The sequence below is a fragment of the Sphingobacterium sp. SGL-16 genome, from assembly GCF_011043515.1.
Taxonomy (GTDB): domain Bacteria; phylum Bacteroidota; class Bacteroidia; order Sphingobacteriales; family Sphingobacteriaceae; genus Sphingobacterium; species Sphingobacterium litopenaei.
This window is the reverse complement of record NZ_JAAKGQ010000016.1, coordinates 1-15,628: the sequence shown is the minus strand read 5'-3', so window position 1 is coordinate 15,628 and position 15,628 is coordinate 1. Positions and strand designations below refer to the sequence as shown.

The following is a 15,628-nucleotide window of genomic DNA, read 5'->3' as shown; positions in this document are numbered from 1 at the left end:
GTTATTACTCAAAATTATTGAACATGAATTTTTTAAATAAATTTAGAATAAAAGAATTAGAAATACTGAATTTTAAATATTGGACCCTTAGCGTTAGGCCGAAACAGATTACTTTAGGTACTTTATTAATATCCTTAAAACGTAATTGTGAAAATTTAAGTGAATTAAGTGAAACTGAGACTAGAGAATTATCTTTAGTTTTTAAGAAGACAGAAGATATTCTTAATCAAGCTTTTTCATTTGATAAAATTAATTATCTAGCGTTAATGCTTGTTGATAAACAAGTCCATTTCCACGTAATTCCCCGCTATTGCAATGAAAAAAGATTTTTAAATAATATATATACTGATGTTTATTGGCCAAACCCAGTTGATATAACAAACTATATTGAGGAAGAGGGGTTAGAAATTAAAGTTTTAAATTATCTGAATAATATTTCCTCTAAAAAGTTACCGATTATTGGATATACCACTGGGGTTTATGATTTATTTCATATAGGCCATTTAAATTTACTTAAAAAAGCAAAAGAACAGTGTGACTATTTAATTGTTGGAGTTACTACCGATGAATTATCATTAAAACGTAAGGGTAAAATCCCAATTATACCTTTATCAGAAAGAATGCAAATAATTAATAATTTATCAGTTGTTGATGAGGTTGTAATACAAGAACATATGGATAAATTTGCGGCGTGGAAACGGTATAAATTTCACAAAATGTTTGTAGGAAGTGATTGGAAAGGTTCTGATAAATGGAATGAAATAGAAAAGATTTTTAGTAGCGTCGGAACTGAAATAGTGTATTTTCCTTATACGGAATCAACCTCAAGTACTCTTTTGAGGACCGTTTTAACTGATAAAGTGAAATAGTATGTACAAAATTCAAAATTATAAAATCAATATAGCTGAAAATAAAGGTAAAGCCATCCAACATTTTAATTTAATAGTAGATTTATTTAGTAATCTTAAGATTGATTATTGGATAGAATACGGTACAATGTTAGGAGCTGTAAGAGAAAGTGGCTTTATTCCCTGGGATTCTGAGTTTGATGTAGGAATGTGGAACCATGATTTTCTTTCAAATAAAGATTTTTTATTAAAGAGATTTAAGGAAATGGGATTTCATGTTAACACTTCTTCTAAAGATAGAATTAAACTATTACACAAAGATTTATTAATAGGTGCATATACTATAGATATACATACGTATCATATTAAAGATAATACAGCTTATGTATCTTTTAATAGGGGGAAAAAAAGTTTTATAGAAAAAGTTGTGAAATTTTTAAAAAAATTTGATGAGCGAGAGGCATCTGTTCATCCAATTTCAAAAATGATAAAAACAATTTTAAAAAATGGCTATTCGTTACCATCTGAATTTTACTATACTAAGTTAAATTATGGTGATAAATTTTTATATACTATAAAATTTGATAATATCATTTTAAAAGAAGAGAGTCCTAATTCTTCATCTATAAATAGATTTACACTTGGTTTTATAAGTACAATTTTGAATAATATTCCTAAAGGGTTATTATATAGTTTAATTGACAGTTTAAGTAACTTGAAAAGTTCTAGTCAGGAAGGTACATTAAAAGTTCAAGCAATACCTTTGAATTATTATAAAAATTTAGCGCCGATTAAATTTGAGAATACCCATCTTAATGGACCTGCAGAGTCCCAGAAATATATAGAAAATATTTATGGGCAGGATTGGCATATTGGTAAACCAGACTGGATAAGTACTCAAAATAATATAAATAAAAATTTTGATTCCATCTAATAGAATGATTATTTTTCAACATAATGATACTAAATTTCTATGTCTTCATAAGGAATTAAAAATGTTAGGTATAGATTCTACAGCAGTAATTGGTCATCCTATTGGAGCACCGCTATATCTTTTAAAACAAGTATTTTTAGGAAAGAAAGTTAAATATTTTGTTTTTAGATATATAAATGATAGCAATTCATTAGTTTTAGCTTATTTACGATATATTTCGGAAATAATTCTCATAAACTTTTGTAAATTGCTTAATATCCAAATTTGGTGGTTATGCCATAATGTAGATAAGGAAACAACTAGCTTTTATCCGAAAATTACTAAATTAAGACGACAAAATGTATTAAGAAATGCGAACCAAATATTTACTACAAATAAATTATTAGTACCATTTGCAAAACAAACATTAAAGGTAGAAAATATTGATTTTCTATCATTGGGATATATTTCTGGTAAATTATCAGAAAAATTTGTCTCTGATGAAAAAATCAATAATCAATTAAGAGATTGGTTACATCAAAAAAAAGGTAAAAATGTTAAATTTTTATTTTGTATTGGTTCTCCTGCTGATAAAGCAACACATTTTAAACTCATAAATTCTTTTATTTTAAAATTAAATAATATAGATAATATTTATAGATGGTATGGTGTTGTAGTAGGGCATCCCGTTAATGAGAGTAAATATATTTTTAATATTCCAACTAAACATTATATTGACCCCAAAATAATTTTAGATTTTGCTAATTATTATTATAGAGTTATTGATGATTATTCAATATCTTATTCAATATTTGAAGCTGCTGAATATAATATACCTATTATAACGGAGAATTACGGAATTTTGCCTGATATAATAAAATATTATAAAATAGGGTATGTAGTTGAGTCTATTGAAAAATTTATTGAAAGTGTAGGCAATGAAATTGCTGCTGAAAATTTTAATAAGTTTAGAAATGATAATAATTGGAATATGGCTGCTAAGAAAATAGCCTTATATTATAACAGATAAACTAGAAAGAATGAAAATAATAGCATGTTTGTCAGCATTCGGAGTTTCTCTTTTTCTTTTAGACTTCCCAATTATTGGATCATTCTCTACTACAAAAGTAGGTTTTTTCTTTGTTATTTTAGGATTTGTTCTTAAAGTAGGCTTACAGAATTCATATATTTCCATTCCAAAATATATTAAGCCAATAATAATAAGTCTTATATTGGTAACAGTTGCTGTACTTTTAAGTGCAATTTATAATATGACTGAAGTTAGCCGGGTAACAAGTTGGATTTTTTTGTTTATTATAATACTTATTTTAATATCTATTATAGAAAATAAACAGATACTTTATGAATTTTATCACTATTTAGCCTTATTTAGCTTTTTATTAGTTTTAATATTATTTATTTATTGTATTCAAAAATATAGTTTTTTTGCTTTTCAAAACACAGCATTGAGATATGGTATTGATGATTTACCCCCTGGGTTAAACAGAATTACAAATGGGGTTGTTTTCGCTAATTCATATATCCTTATTTATTATTCTGTATATAAAAATAAATTTTCTCTATATCTAGCATTTATTTGTATATTTTTCTCCTTTTGGTTTGTTTTAAGTTCCTATACTAGACAAGGTTTTATTTTATTGACAATATTACTGATTGGATTCGGAACACTTTCATATTCTTCTTTTAAATATAAATATCTTGGAGCTTTAGTTGTAAGTATTGTATTAGGATTTGTGTTTTATAAAATGATTCAATCAGAGGTATTTATTGAGAATTTTTTGAATAGAACCCAAAATCAAGTGGATAATGATGAGGGCTCGACAGCTTATAGAGCATATTTATATAATAAAGGTTTTGAATATTTTCAGAATAACATTTTTTTTGGTATCGGACCAGATAACTTTGTTAAATATGTAGGTAAAGATGCCCATAGCGGATATTTAAATGTTTTATCAGAGACGGGTATATTATCATTATTAAGCATAATAATTCTTGTATTATATTCTTGTTATACATCTATCAAAAATTTTTCTTCAAATAATAGGAATATATTTTTTTGGTTGATATTTGCAACTCTCTTGGCGCCAATATTTAAAACTATATATGGATTACCAATGTTTTGGAGTGGTGTGATTATTATATATACTTATAATTTCTTTAATCTAAGGGGAAGTTAATCTTTAATCAATGACTTATCAAAGGGATAATTTTTTGGATTCTGCTAAGGCTTTATTAATTTTTTTAGTAATTCTTGGCCACGTAATTGGTCCTTATCGTGAATCAAATAATGGAAACCAAATGATGCGCAATATAATATATTTATTTCATATGCCTTTATTTGTTTTTATTTCAGGTTATTTTTCAAAAAGCAAAGACTTTTATAAGTTTAGAAAAAGTTTATTTAGTATACTTGAATCCTTGATATTTTTTCAAATATTATATTTAATCCCTAAATTATATTATTCAAAATTTCAAATAAGTTATTTATATACACCTAATTGGATTTTATGGTATTTGTTAAGTTTAATATTCTGGAAGACAATAGTTTTTTATCTACCTAAGAAATTCTCAATCTACATAGTTATTATTTCCATTATATTATGCTTGTTAGTTGGATTTACCAATGTTGGATATGAATTATCCTTATCAAGATCCTTTGTTTTTCTTCCTTTTTTTATTCTTGGATATTATATTAATGAAAAGCAATTATACTATATTAGGTCATATAATAAAATTATTTCCACTATTATTTTATTATTCGTTGTTTTAATCTTTATTAATCATAATATGGACCTGTCTCTAGTGTTTTCAGGGGCTCATTCTTACTTCATAACTTTTGATAACATTTGGTTATCTTTTAGTTTTCGAGTAATATATTTATTTGGAGCAACAATTGTCGGTATTTCAATATTAAATCTTTTACCAACATTTGACTTTTTAGCTAGGCTTGGATCTAAGACAATAGTTTTCTATTTATTACATGGGTTTTTCATTATTGGAATGCAGAAAATGATAGATATTTTTAAGTTATCTGTTGAATTGTATGTTTTAATTGTTTTCTCATTATTTATTTTTGTTATTTTATCTTTTATCTCCTCTACTCATATGATTAACTATTTAATTAATCCAGTTTCTAGTTTTTTAAAACTCCGTAAATCCAATAAGGGTCAAGGAATATCTAGGAGTATAAAATGAAAAATTTTAAACATTTTTTCATCACTAGGTATACTAGTTGGATATTTTTATTAGGTATTTTATTTTTACCTGCTAAAACTTATTGTCAAAATTTATTATTTGATCAAAATCAATATTCAAAAGCTATAGAATTATCATTATCAGGAAATTCATATAATTTTATGGAATTGAGAAACTATATAGGTAGTTTAAATTCTTTATTAAAAAAAAGTAATAATGATGATGATATTATCAATTTACAAATAAAATTAATTGATAATCTAATTAAGACGTCACAACAATCGAAATATATTTTGAATAATAAATTTAATTTAAAAGATTCATACTTAGGGTGGGTGGCAACTTCTGTAAACTCTGCAAACAATAATACTCTTTTTATGGAAGTTCCTCTTTTTGAGAGTTATGTCTTCTTTTATGTAACTGAATTTCTGTATATAATTAAATCAAATAATTGGATTTCAAAATCAAAAAATAATTATGATTGGTGGAGAAATACTTTAAATTTTATCGAACAAAATATATGGACAAAATGGCGCGAAAGAAGTTACTTGGCTCACAGGAAGTATAATCGTACTTTTTTAAGAAGCAGGACACATATGGGATCTCATTGGGCTGGAATTGCTCAAGTATTATATTTAATTACTCCCGATCCCCAAGTTAAAAGTCAATGTTTAACCTTGGTTTCGGAATACGATATTTTGCTTAAAAGAAATTTAAAAGTTATTAATAATAGATATGTATGGAATAGTACTTACAACGATGTAAGAAATACAGATGCTGAAAAAATTAATATAAATAAAATTCAAGATGCCGCCCACGCTAACCATGTTATCTCTTATGTAATATTAGCACATGAGTTAAGAAATAATAATTGGAAAAGAACTGATATAGTTAAATTTTGCAAGACTTTAGAATATATTTATAATAAGCATTCTAACTCCTTTCGTGAAAACGTCGATGGTACTACAAATAAAAAACGCTTAGGTTCAGGAAATATCGTGGGAGACGGATGGGTTAAATTAAGCAAGTATTGCGATGAATCTAAAACTATTTTTATGAATTTTATTAAAAATGAAAAACTCTTAAAGCGTAATAATCAGAAGCTTATATTAATGAATAATTTGTTATCCTTATAATTATATGACCATTTTACATATAACTAATGATTTTTCTGGCTCAACAGTTTATAAGAACTTATTTAAAGAAATAGATAATTTAGGCATTTGTCAAATTGTATATACGCCTATAAGAGATATAAAACTAAAAGATAGGAATAATTTGGAATTTAATATTTCAAATTCGAAAATCTATTATAGATTTATTTTATCTCCTTATATTGATAGAATATATTATAAGAAGAAGATAAGGAAAATTGTAAAAGATATTGAAAATACAATTGATTTAAGTCAAATTGACCTTATTCATGCACATACTTGGTTTAGTGATGGAGGTGTTGCTTATGAATTGAACAAAATATATAAAATTCCTTATATAACAAATATTAGAAACACTGATTTAAACGTGTTTCTTAAGTATATGTTTAATCTAAGAAATTATGGAAAGCAGATATTACTCAATTCAAAACAAATAGTTCCTATCTCTATAGCTTATAAAGATCGTATTAAACATAGTAGTGTTCTTAAATCCCATATAAATTTCTTGACTGAAAAAATCAATGTAATACCTAATGGGGTTGATAAATTTTGGATAGATAATAGAGTTTCTAAAAGAAAAATTATCAGAGATAAAAATAATATCAAAATGCTCTATGTAGGTAAATTTACTGCTGGAAAAAATATATTGAAATTAATTAAATCTATACAAGTTCTAAACATCAAAACGAAAAATAAATTATCACTTACTTTAATTGGTGGTGGTGGTAATCATATGCCTGCAGTGCTAAAAATGATAGAAAAGGATAATAATATAATATATATTGGCAAGATAAATAACTTAAATCAATTGCGGAAATACTATAGTGAGTCAGATTTTTTTTTAATGCCTTCTAAAGCCGAGACATTTGGTTTAGTTTATATAGAAGCATTATTACAAGGATTACCTATTTTATATACTGCTCATGAGGGAATTGATGGTTTTTATGACGAGTCAATAGGGGAGAAAATTAATGATAGTTCATTAAAAGAGATTCAAAGTAAAATTTTAAAATTAATTAATTCAAAGAAATATTTTGAAACAGATTTAATTGCGAAAAACCATAACTGGAATGCAATAGCTCATTCATATATTAAATTATATTATCAGAATTTAGAAAAATGAACATACTTTATATTCAACAATATTTTAAAACGCCAGATGAGCCTGGAAGTACTAGATCTTATTGGGTTTCAAAAGAATTAATCAGAAATGGTCACAATGTCACAGTAATTTGTCATGCTAATGTTGCTCTTGGAAATCAACAGAAAAAGCTAATCTCAACAAATAAAATTGATGGAATAAAAGTAATATCTATAAGAAATAAATATACTAATTCCATGGGACCAAAGGAAAGGATGTGGTCTTTCTTTAAATTCATGGTTTTTTCTTCATATATAGCATTGGTTGAAAAAAAAATTGATTTAGTTTTTTCTTCTTCAACACCTTTAACAGTTGCTGTTCCCGCTTTAATAAGAAAAAAATTAAAGGGCACTAAATATATATTTGAAGTAAGAGATCTTTGGCCTGAAGCACCTATCCAATTGGGATTTATAAAAAATAAAATGTTTATCAAATTTTTAAAATGGTTTGAAAAAAAGGTGTATAATGAAGCTGAACATGTTATAACATTATCTCCTGGAATGCAAGAAGGGGTTACAAATTATATTAATAAAAGTAAAACTTCTATGATTCCTAATATGGCTAAAATTGATCAATTTTATATGAGAGATATAGATTATTCTTTTAATAAAGCCTTCGGCCTCGGTAATCATACATTTAAGCTAATATATTTTGGTACAATGGGATTTGCTAATGGAATTGATTACTTGATGAAAGGAATTCAATTACTCGATCAAGAAAACATATCTGATTTGGAATTTGTTTTTGTAGGAGAGGGGGTCATGAAAAATAAATTAATAGAATTAAGCCTGTTATTGAAAAATGTAAGGTTGAGTGTTCTAGAAAGACAACCTATGGAAATTATATCAAAATTAGTTAATAATTGTGATGTTTCGATTTGTACATTTTCAAATGTTCCAATATTAAAAACAAATTCCCCAAATAAACTATTTGATAGTCTATCGGCAGGTAAACCTTCAATTGTTAATAGCGATGGTTGGACAAAAGATATTATTGAAAATTATGAATGTGGAATGTATGTCGATCCTAATAATCCGCTTACATTTGTAAATTCAGTTAAATACTTAAAGAATAATCCGGAGCATGTAAAGTTTATGGGTAAAAATGCGAGGAGAATAGCAGAAACACTATTCGATAAATCTATATTGTGCAAAGAGCTAGTAAAAGTTTTAGAGTCAAGTGAAAGATCTATTTAATTAATTAAATATAAGATAAATGTACAAGAAATATCTTAAAAGGAGTTTTGACATTATATGTGCTTTTCTTGGATTACTAGTTTTATCTCCAGTTTTCATTTTAATAACTGTAGCTTTATTTATAAGTAATAATGGAAAACCATTTTTCTACCAAAAACGTCCAGGAAAAAACGATGTAATATTTGAAATTATTAAATTCAAAACAATGAATGACCGAAAAGATGAGTCCGGAAATTATTTACCAGATGAACTTCGTTTAACCGCTGTAGGAAATATTATTCGTAAAACATCTTTAGATGAGATACCCCAATTAATAAATGTTCTTAAAGGGGATATGAGCTTGATAGGTCCTCGTCCACTTCTTGTTAAATATTTAGAATTATATAGTGACCAAGAAAGGAAAAGACATTTAGTAAGACCAGGAATAACAGGATGGGCACAAGTTAATGGGAGGAATTCAATTTCATGGTCTAAAAAATTTGCTCTTGATATCTATTACGTAGAGAATTTAAGTTTTAAGTTAGATTTTAAAATTCTGTTATTAACAATAAAAAAGGTATTTACTGCAAAAGACATAAATATAAATCCTGTAAAAACCCTTTTAGAAGAAAAATTAAAAAAATGAAAGTTGCAAAATTAGACTATGAACACTTATCCGAAAGATATATTTGGCTTAATCATCCTGATGTTTTCAAACATATGAATATATCTTATCCTATTACTATGACAGATATAAATTCTTGGTATAATAGGGTTGTAAATAATACAAATCGAATCGATTTAGTTTTCATTGAAAATGATGAAATTGTTTCGATGACAGGATTAACAAATATTGATCTTGAAAATGGGTTAATAGAATTTTATATTATGGTAAATCCCTTCCATCAAGGCAAAGGGTTTGGTCTTAAATCTACAGAGTATACTATTAACTATTGTTTTGCAAATTATAACATACGGAAAATATATCTTTATACCAATTCTTTGAATAACAGGGCAAATAATTTGTATTTAAAATTAGGATTTAAACATGAAGGAACTTTAAGAAAGCATAAGTTTAAAAATGGTGAGTACCTAGATAGAAATATTTTTGGATTATTAAAAGAAGATTGGAAAAATCAAAAATATTTTAATGTAAATATTAACTTGAATATATAATAATGAATATACTTTTTACTTGCGCTGGTCGTCGGAATTATTTAATTAACTATTTTAAAGAAGCTATAAATGGAAATGGAATTATTTTTGCTGCTGATATGCAACTTTCAGCACCAGCTTTAATTGATGCAGATGTGGCTCTACAAGTTCCTCCAATTTATAGCGAAGATTATGTAGTAACCATACTTAATCTAATAAAAGAATATAAGATTAATTGTATTATATCATTAAATGATCTTGAATTACCTATTCTTAGTAAAGCTAAATCAGATATTGAATCTTTAGGAGCAAAACTAATTGTATCAGATGAGCATATAATTAATACAGCATTCGACAAATGGAAAACAGTTAAATTTTTAAATGATATAAATATAAAATCACCTATAACATTTATTGACCTCGAAAAGGCAAAAATGGCTATAAATAATGGAGATTTGAAATTTCCCATAGTACTTAAACCTAGATGGGGTAGTGCCTCTATAGGTATTGAATTTACTGAAAATTTAGATGAATTAGAATTAGCATATAAGTTGTTATTATTAAAAATAAAGAGATCAATTTTATCAGAAGCCAGTATGCAAGATATTGATCATGCTATATTAATTCAGGAAAAATTAAAGGGTACCGAATATGGTGTAGATATTTTAAATGATTTTTCAGGTAATTACGTTGACACATTTGTAAGAAAGAAATTACAAATGCGAGCAGGTGAAACTGACAAAGCAATCTCTGTGATAGATGAAAGATTTAATAATGTGGGTAAAATTATAGGAAATAATTTGAAACATATAGGAAATTTAGACTGTGATATTTTTGAATATAAGAATGAATTATATGTTCTAGAAATTAATCCACGTTTTGGAGGGGGATATCCATTTTCTCATGAAGCAGGAAGTAATACTGCTGCTGTGTATATTGAATGGTTAAAAGGTAATACAGATGTTAAGTCTCTAAGTAATTATAAAGAGGGTATAATGTTTTCAAAATGTGATCGGTTGTTAAAAGTAAATTAGTTACAAAAAGAGTATATATAAAATGAAAGATAAAATTTGGTTATCTTCTCCTCATATGAGTGGAAATGAAATTAAATACATTAATTCTGCTTTTGAAGAAAATTGGGTAGCTCCTCTAGGTCCAAATGTAAATGGATTAGAAGATGATTTAACACAATTTTTAGGTCAAAATGTACATATAGCAGCTCTATCTTCAGGTACAGCTGCCTTACATCTTGCTTTAATCCAATGTGGAGTTAAAAGAGGAGATTTTGTTATTTGTCAGTCATTAACATTTTCTGCATCTGCAAATCCAATTGCATATTTAGGAGCTCAACCTGTGTTTATAGACTCTGAATTAGATACATGGAATATGTGTCCTGAAGCTCTTAATAAGGCGTTAAAGGATTTAAACTCATTGAACAATGTACCTAAAGCAATTATTGTTGTCCATTTATATGGCATGCCAGCTAAAATGGATGAGATTATGAAAATAGCAAAGGAATATGATATTCCAATAATTGAGGACGCCGCTGAATCATTGGGATCTTCTTATAAAAAACGTTATACAAGTACAATTGGAGATTTTGGAATTCTTTCTTTTAATGGTAATAAAATCATTACTACATCAGGTGGAGGAGCGTTAGTGTGTAAAAGAAAAGAAGATAAAGATATGGCTGTTTTTTTATCTACCCAAGCTAGAGATGAAGCTCCCCATTATCAACATTCTAAAGTAGGTTATAATTATCGTATGTCAAATATTTCTGCCGGTATTGGTCGGGGTCAAATGGAGGTTTTAAAAGATAGAATTTTTGCTAGAAGAGAAAATAATCTGTTTTATAAAAATTTATTTAAATCCAGTAATGGTATATCTTTATTATGTGAGCCTAATGAAGATTATTTTTCTAATCATTGGCTTACTGCTATTAAAATTGATGAAAATATTACTGGTTTTAATAGAGAGGATTTAAGAAGCTTACTCTTGTCATTTAATATTGAATCCCGGCCTATTTGGAAACCTATGCATATGCAACCAGTATTTATAGATTGTAAGTATTATGGAAATGATACTGCCGAAAAATTATTTAAAAATGGTTTATGTTTACCTTCGGGGTCCAATTTAAGTGAGAATGATAAAAATAGAATTGCTGAAACTATTAAGTTTATATTAAATTAGATTATCAAATTAATCTGGCATTTAAATAATAATGTATTATACAATGGATTAATTTAATTTATTCTATCTGGAAATTAGATTATTTTTGTTCTTGCGGATTTAGTTTATATTGTAAAAACCTCTATAATATGAAAAGAATAATATATACAATCTTTATTTTAAATATGCTGTTTATTTCTTGTGCATCGCGTAAGGATTTGGTTTATTTTCAGCCAGCAGATAGCATAATTTTAAAAACTACTTACGAAATGAATGCCCCCAAATTGCAGCCTGGGGATATATTAGCAATATCTGTTACCGCTGATGATGTAAGAGCTACGCAGCCTTTTAACCCAATTTCGTCATATGCAGGTGTTAGTGGGACTCTACAATCTACTAACCCTTTTATCCCGACCTATTCAATAGATGTTAATGGATATATTGATTTTCCAAAATTAGGTAAGGTAAAAGTAGCTGGTAAAACAAGGACAGAAGCTATTGATTATTTAAAAAGTGAGGTTAGTCAGTATATTCTGAATCCTGGTATTAGTATGGAATTACGTAATTTTAGAATTACAGTTTTAGGAGAAGTAAAAACTCCCGGGACCTTTAATATTAATAATGATAGAATAACTTTATTAGAAGCTATTGGATTGGCGGGGGATTTGACTATTAATGGTATTAGAAATAATATACTTGTGATAAGGGAACAAAACGGTAAAAAGAATGAATATAGAGTAGACTTAACATCAAGAAATACTTTAAATTCTCCTGTTTATTATCTCGCACAAAATGATGTGATATATGTAGAGCCAAATGGAGCTAGGGTGCAATCTTCAAAATATACTCAAAATACTTCGGTTTTCGTATCAGTAGCGAGTTTGGTAATAACAATGATATCGGTTTTAACTAGGTAAATTTATTAATTAATTTATATTTAAATGATTGAAGGGTCTGAAAAAAATGTCGAAACAGAAAAAGAACTGAATGTTAGACAAATATTTGAACAGTATGCATATTATTGGAAGTGGTTTTTATTATCAGTTGTAATATGTACAACCGCTGGTTTATTATATTTAAGATATGCAATTAAAATTTATAATATAGAGACAAAAATATTATTACAAGATGAAAAGCAAGCATCAGGGGATTTAGCAGGATTAACAGAACTAGCTTCAATTACTGGAGGTGGTAATTCAACGTCTGCATTTGTTTCCGATCAAATTGATATAATAAAATCAAGACGAATTCTAACAAAGGTAGTTGAACAAAATAAATTAAATATTATATATAATTTAAAAGGAGCAATTAAAAAATCAGAACTTATTGAGGAAGAATCACCGGTAAGATTAGTCCTATTAGATCCTAATAATAAGAGACTAGATTCTATTCCATATCGTCTTAATATTAAAATCGTGAATAATGAGATTATTGTTAGTGACAAAAATCAAATTATCAATAATTATGTGTTTGGAAAAAATATCCTTACAGAAATAGGACCTATAATGTTAGTTCCGAATAATTCAAGACGCTTTAATCATGATTTAGATATTGATTTTTTACCCGTCCAAAAAGTTGTCGATAGATTAATATCAAATATTCAGGTTATTCCAAATAGGGAAAAACAATCTTTAATTGTTAATATATCATTGAAACACCCTAATCAAGTTAAAGCAGCTTTAATACTTAATTCCTTAGTACAACAATATGATTTAGATGCCACAGAGGATAAAGTAAAAATAACGAAAGTCACTTCGGATTTTATTAATAATAGATTATCATTAATTTCTAATGATTTATCTACCTCTGATTCGAAAGTAGCAGATTATAAGGATAGAAATAATTTAGTAGATATGAGTTCTGAGGTACAAATGTATATGCAAAATGCTTCAGAAAATGAGAAGAAGTTAATTGAATTACAAACTCAATTACGTCTTGCAGATATGATGAGAGAAACAGTATCTGATGAAAATTCTTTAATTCCAACAAATATAGGACTAAATAATACAGCTATAGAATCCACGGTGAAATCGTATAATGATTTAATATTAGAGAGAGAGGATTTATTGAAATCAGCGACACCAGATAATCCAATTGTTGTAAATATTGAAAAAAATATAAAGGATATTAAATCTAATCTATATACGTCATTACAGAATTATAGAAATATCCTTTCGACCAATGTAAGATCTATTGAATCTCAGACTAATAAGTATTCTAATAAACTTAACAGTTTACCTAATCAAGAGAAAGATTTTAAAGATATTTCAAGACAGCAACAAATTTTTGAATCACTTTATTTATTTTTACTACAAAAACGTGAAGAAACAGAAATAAAAGCTGCAGCAACCCCAGCAAACCTGAAAATCATTGATAAAGCATATAGTTCGTCGATTCCGGTCTCACCTAAAAAATCAATCACATTATTAGGCACTATTTTAATTGGATTAATTATTCCTTTTGTTATATTGTATATTAGATTTATATTGGACAATAAAGTACAATCTAGAAAAGATGTTGAATTAATTTTCAATGCTCCTATTTTAGGAGAAATACCTACATCGGAATACCCAATAATTAAAGATAATGATAGATCCTCACTAGCTGAAGCAATTCGTATATTGCGTACAAATTTATCTTTTATGCTTTCAAATAAGAAAGATGAAAGTGCTGTAATTTATGTTACGTCAACAACTTCAGGGGAGGGTAAATCTTTTATTGCCACAAATTTAGCTAAGATTTTGGCTATGTCGGGTAAAAAGGTTTTATTATTAGGTGCAGATATCCGTTCTCCTAAAGTATTAGATTATTTAGGGCTTTCTCATTTACAACATACTAATATTGGAATCACTCAATATTTAATTAATCCTGAAATGCCCATATCAGAAATTATAATAAAGAAACCTGCACCTTATGATTTTGATATTATTTATTCAGGCTATATAGCACCTAATCCAGCGGAGTTATTAATGAATGGTCACTTCGAAGATATAATTCAATATGGAAGAGAAAAATATGATTTTATAATAGTAGATACAGCTCCTGTAAGTCTTGTGACAGATACTATTTTAATCTCGGAATATTCCGATTTAACTATATATGTTGCTAGAGCAAACTTTCTTGATAAACGACTATTAAATGTACCAAAAGAATTATATATATCAGGTAAATTGAAAAACATGGCTGTGGTAATTAATGACGTCGATTTTAAGCGTGGTTACGGTTATGGCTATGGCTATGGCTATGGCTATGGTGAAAGTAATATTAAATACGGTTTTTACAGTAAGCTTAAAAAACTACTTGGGTTACAAAAGTAAAATCTGGGGAAGACAATTTACATATTGTTAATGGTATTTAAACAATAAGGATATTACATACAGTACATTATCTTATAAAGTCTGTAAATATTAAAATGTGGAGTTCATCAATAATAGAATTCCACATTTTTTTAATGTTTTATTATTATTGATGGAAAACATTATTATATAACAATGTGTTCTATAGGAGTGAATGATGAGATAACTTTAATCCTTATGAATTTAGAAGAATAAACGTATCCATCCTATCAAACTGCTGCACTGGGAGCGCGGAGGCTTTGTACTCTATTACAAACGGTTGGAACAGGGTACTTTTGGTACATCTGCACTTAAAAAAGGTGAGCTATCGTGGAGCGATCTGGTGTTACTCGTAGAGGGCGTCCAGGTTGTGAAAAGCATACAGAAAAAACGTTATTCTTTGCCCGGGAAACAGCCTTTTTGATTGCAGGAGTGCAGAAAAATCCGTATGTAATCGGTAATTCAGAATACACAATTTTTGGTAATTATGAGTGCAGCAAAAATGGCAAGAATGGTGCAGCA

General features: G+C 27.3%; 16 protein-coding genes. All 16 read left to right on the top strand.

What is annotated here, in order from left to right:
• Positions 1–23: 23 nt before the first annotated feature.
• A complete protein-coding gene (locus G5B32_RS07445) occupies positions 24–869 on the top strand; it encodes an adenylyltransferase/cytidyltransferase family protein (RefSeq protein ID WP_206366829.1) in 846 nt (281 codons plus the stop codon).
• A gap of 1 nt (position 870) precedes the next feature.
• A complete protein-coding gene (locus G5B32_RS07440) occupies positions 871–1,782 on the top strand; it encodes a LicD family protein (protein ID WP_165290920.1) in 912 nt (303 codons plus the stop codon).
• A 61-nt stretch (positions 1,783–1,843) separates the two neighbouring features.
• Positions 1,844–2,791: a glycosyltransferase gene (locus G5B32_RS07435; RefSeq protein ID WP_165290919.1), complete on the top strand. Its 948-nt coding sequence runs from the start codon at positions 1,844–1,846 to the stop codon at positions 2,789–2,791.
• A gap of 10 nt (positions 2,792–2,801) precedes the next feature.
• Positions 2,802–3,959, top strand: a complete 1,158-nt coding sequence (locus G5B32_RS07430; protein WP_165290918.1) for an O-antigen ligase family protein — start codon at positions 2,802–2,804, stop codon at positions 3,957–3,959.
• 10 nt (positions 3,960–3,969) lie between these two features.
• Entirely contained in the window at positions 3,970–4,977 is a 1,008-nt protein-coding gene (locus G5B32_RS17670; RefSeq protein ID WP_165290917.1) for an acyltransferase family protein, read from the top strand.
• Positions 4,974–6,113, top strand: a complete 1,140-nt coding sequence (locus G5B32_RS07420) for a hypothetical protein (RefSeq protein WP_165290916.1) — start codon at positions 4,974–4,976, stop codon at positions 6,111–6,113. The genes G5B32_RS17670 and G5B32_RS07420 overlap by 4 nt, the downstream gene beginning before the upstream one ends.
• A gap of 4 nt (positions 6,114–6,117) precedes the next feature.
• Positions 6,118–7,254, top strand: coding sequence for a glycosyltransferase family 4 protein (locus G5B32_RS07415; RefSeq protein ID WP_165290915.1), 1,137 nt, complete (start codon positions 6,118–6,120; stop codon positions 7,252–7,254).
• Complete coding sequence (locus G5B32_RS07410) at positions 7,251–8,468, top strand: glycosyltransferase family 4 protein (protein WP_165290914.1); 1,218 nt, start codon at positions 7,251–7,253, stop codon at positions 8,466–8,468. The genes G5B32_RS07415 and G5B32_RS07410 overlap by 4 nt, the downstream gene beginning before the upstream one ends.
• A 19-nt stretch (positions 8,469–8,487) precedes the next feature.
• Positions 8,488–9,093 carry a sugar transferase gene (locus G5B32_RS07405; protein ID WP_165290913.1) on the top strand — a complete coding sequence of 202 codons (606 nt, stop codon included), beginning with the start codon at positions 8,488–8,490 and terminating at the stop codon, positions 9,091–9,093.
• Entirely contained in the window at positions 9,090–9,623 is a 534-nt protein-coding gene (locus G5B32_RS07400; RefSeq protein ID WP_165290912.1) for a GNAT family N-acetyltransferase, read from the top strand. The genes G5B32_RS07405 and G5B32_RS07400 overlap by 4 nt, the downstream gene beginning before the upstream one ends.
• Positions 9,624–9,625: 2 nt before the next feature.
• Positions 9,626–10,636 carry an ATP-grasp domain-containing protein gene (locus tag G5B32_RS07395; RefSeq protein WP_165290911.1) on the top strand — a complete coding sequence of 337 codons (1,011 nt, stop codon included), beginning with the start codon at positions 9,626–9,628 and terminating at the stop codon, positions 10,634–10,636.
• 22 nt (positions 10,637–10,658) lie between these two features.
• On the top strand, positions 10,659–11,792 hold the full coding sequence (locus G5B32_RS07390; RefSeq protein WP_165290910.1) for a DegT/DnrJ/EryC1/StrS family aminotransferase: 1,134 nt from the start codon (positions 10,659–10,661) through the stop codon (positions 11,790–11,792).
• 128 nt (positions 11,793–11,920) lie between these two features.
• Entirely contained in the window at positions 11,921–12,688 is a 768-nt protein-coding gene (locus G5B32_RS07385) for a polysaccharide biosynthesis/export family protein (protein ID WP_165290909.1), read from the top strand.
• A 24-nt stretch (positions 12,689–12,712) separates the two neighbouring features.
• Entirely contained in the window at positions 12,713–15,088 is a 2,376-nt protein-coding gene (locus tag G5B32_RS07380) for a GumC family protein (RefSeq protein WP_165290908.1), read from the top strand.
• 238 nt (positions 15,089–15,326) lie between these two features.
• Positions 15,327–15,530: an IS66 family insertion sequence element accessory protein TnpB gene (gene tnpB / locus G5B32_RS17665; protein ID WP_165290961.1), complete on the top strand. Its 204-nt coding sequence runs from the start codon at positions 15,327–15,329 to the stop codon at positions 15,528–15,530.
• On the top strand, positions 15,437–15,628 hold a 192-nt coding region (locus tag G5B32_RS17085; RefSeq protein ID WP_206366828.1), incomplete at its 3' end, for a hypothetical protein. The genes tnpB and G5B32_RS17085, both read left to right, overlap by 94 nt.

What these genes read in the sequence shown, in the direction of transcription:
- G5B32_RS07445 (WP_206366829.1), top strand. Translation starts at nt 24, where the DNA reads ATGAATTTTTTAAATAAATTTAGAATAAAAGAATTAGAAATACTGAAT.
- G5B32_RS07440 (WP_165290920.1), top strand. Translation starts at nt 871, where the DNA reads ATGTACAAAATTCAAAATTATAAAATCAATATAGCTGAAAATAAAGGT.
- G5B32_RS07435 (WP_165290919.1), top strand. Translation starts at nt 1,844, where the DNA reads ATGTTAGGTATAGATTCTACAGCAGTAATTGGTCATCCTATTGGAGCA.
- G5B32_RS07430 (WP_165290918.1), top strand. Translation starts at nt 2,802, where the DNA reads ATGAAAATAATAGCATGTTTGTCAGCATTCGGAGTTTCTCTTTTTCTT.
- G5B32_RS17670 (WP_165290917.1), top strand. Translation starts at nt 3,970, where the DNA reads ATGACTTATCAAAGGGATAATTTTTTGGATTCTGCTAAGGCTTTATTA.
- G5B32_RS07420 (WP_165290916.1), top strand. Translation starts at nt 4,974, where the DNA reads ATGAAAAATTTTAAACATTTTTTCATCACTAGGTATACTAGTTGGATA.
- G5B32_RS07415 (WP_165290915.1), top strand. Translation starts at nt 6,118, where the DNA reads ATGACCATTTTACATATAACTAATGATTTTTCTGGCTCAACAGTTTAT.
- G5B32_RS07410 (WP_165290914.1), top strand. Translation starts at nt 7,251, where the DNA reads ATGAACATACTTTATATTCAACAATATTTTAAAACGCCAGATGAGCCT.
- G5B32_RS07405 (WP_165290913.1), top strand. Translation starts at nt 8,488, where the DNA reads ATGTACAAGAAATATCTTAAAAGGAGTTTTGACATTATATGTGCTTTT.
- G5B32_RS07400 (WP_165290912.1), top strand. Translation starts at nt 9,090, where the DNA reads ATGAAAGTTGCAAAATTAGACTATGAACACTTATCCGAAAGATATATT.
- G5B32_RS07395 (WP_165290911.1), top strand. Translation starts at nt 9,626, where the DNA reads ATGAATATACTTTTTACTTGCGCTGGTCGTCGGAATTATTTAATTAAC.
- G5B32_RS07390 (WP_165290910.1), top strand. Translation starts at nt 10,659, where the DNA reads ATGAAAGATAAAATTTGGTTATCTTCTCCTCATATGAGTGGAAATGAA.
- G5B32_RS07385 (WP_165290909.1), top strand. Translation starts at nt 11,921, where the DNA reads ATGAAAAGAATAATATATACAATCTTTATTTTAAATATGCTGTTTATT.
- G5B32_RS07380 (WP_165290908.1), top strand. Translation starts at nt 12,713, where the DNA reads ATGATTGAAGGGTCTGAAAAAAATGTCGAAACAGAAAAAGAACTGAAT.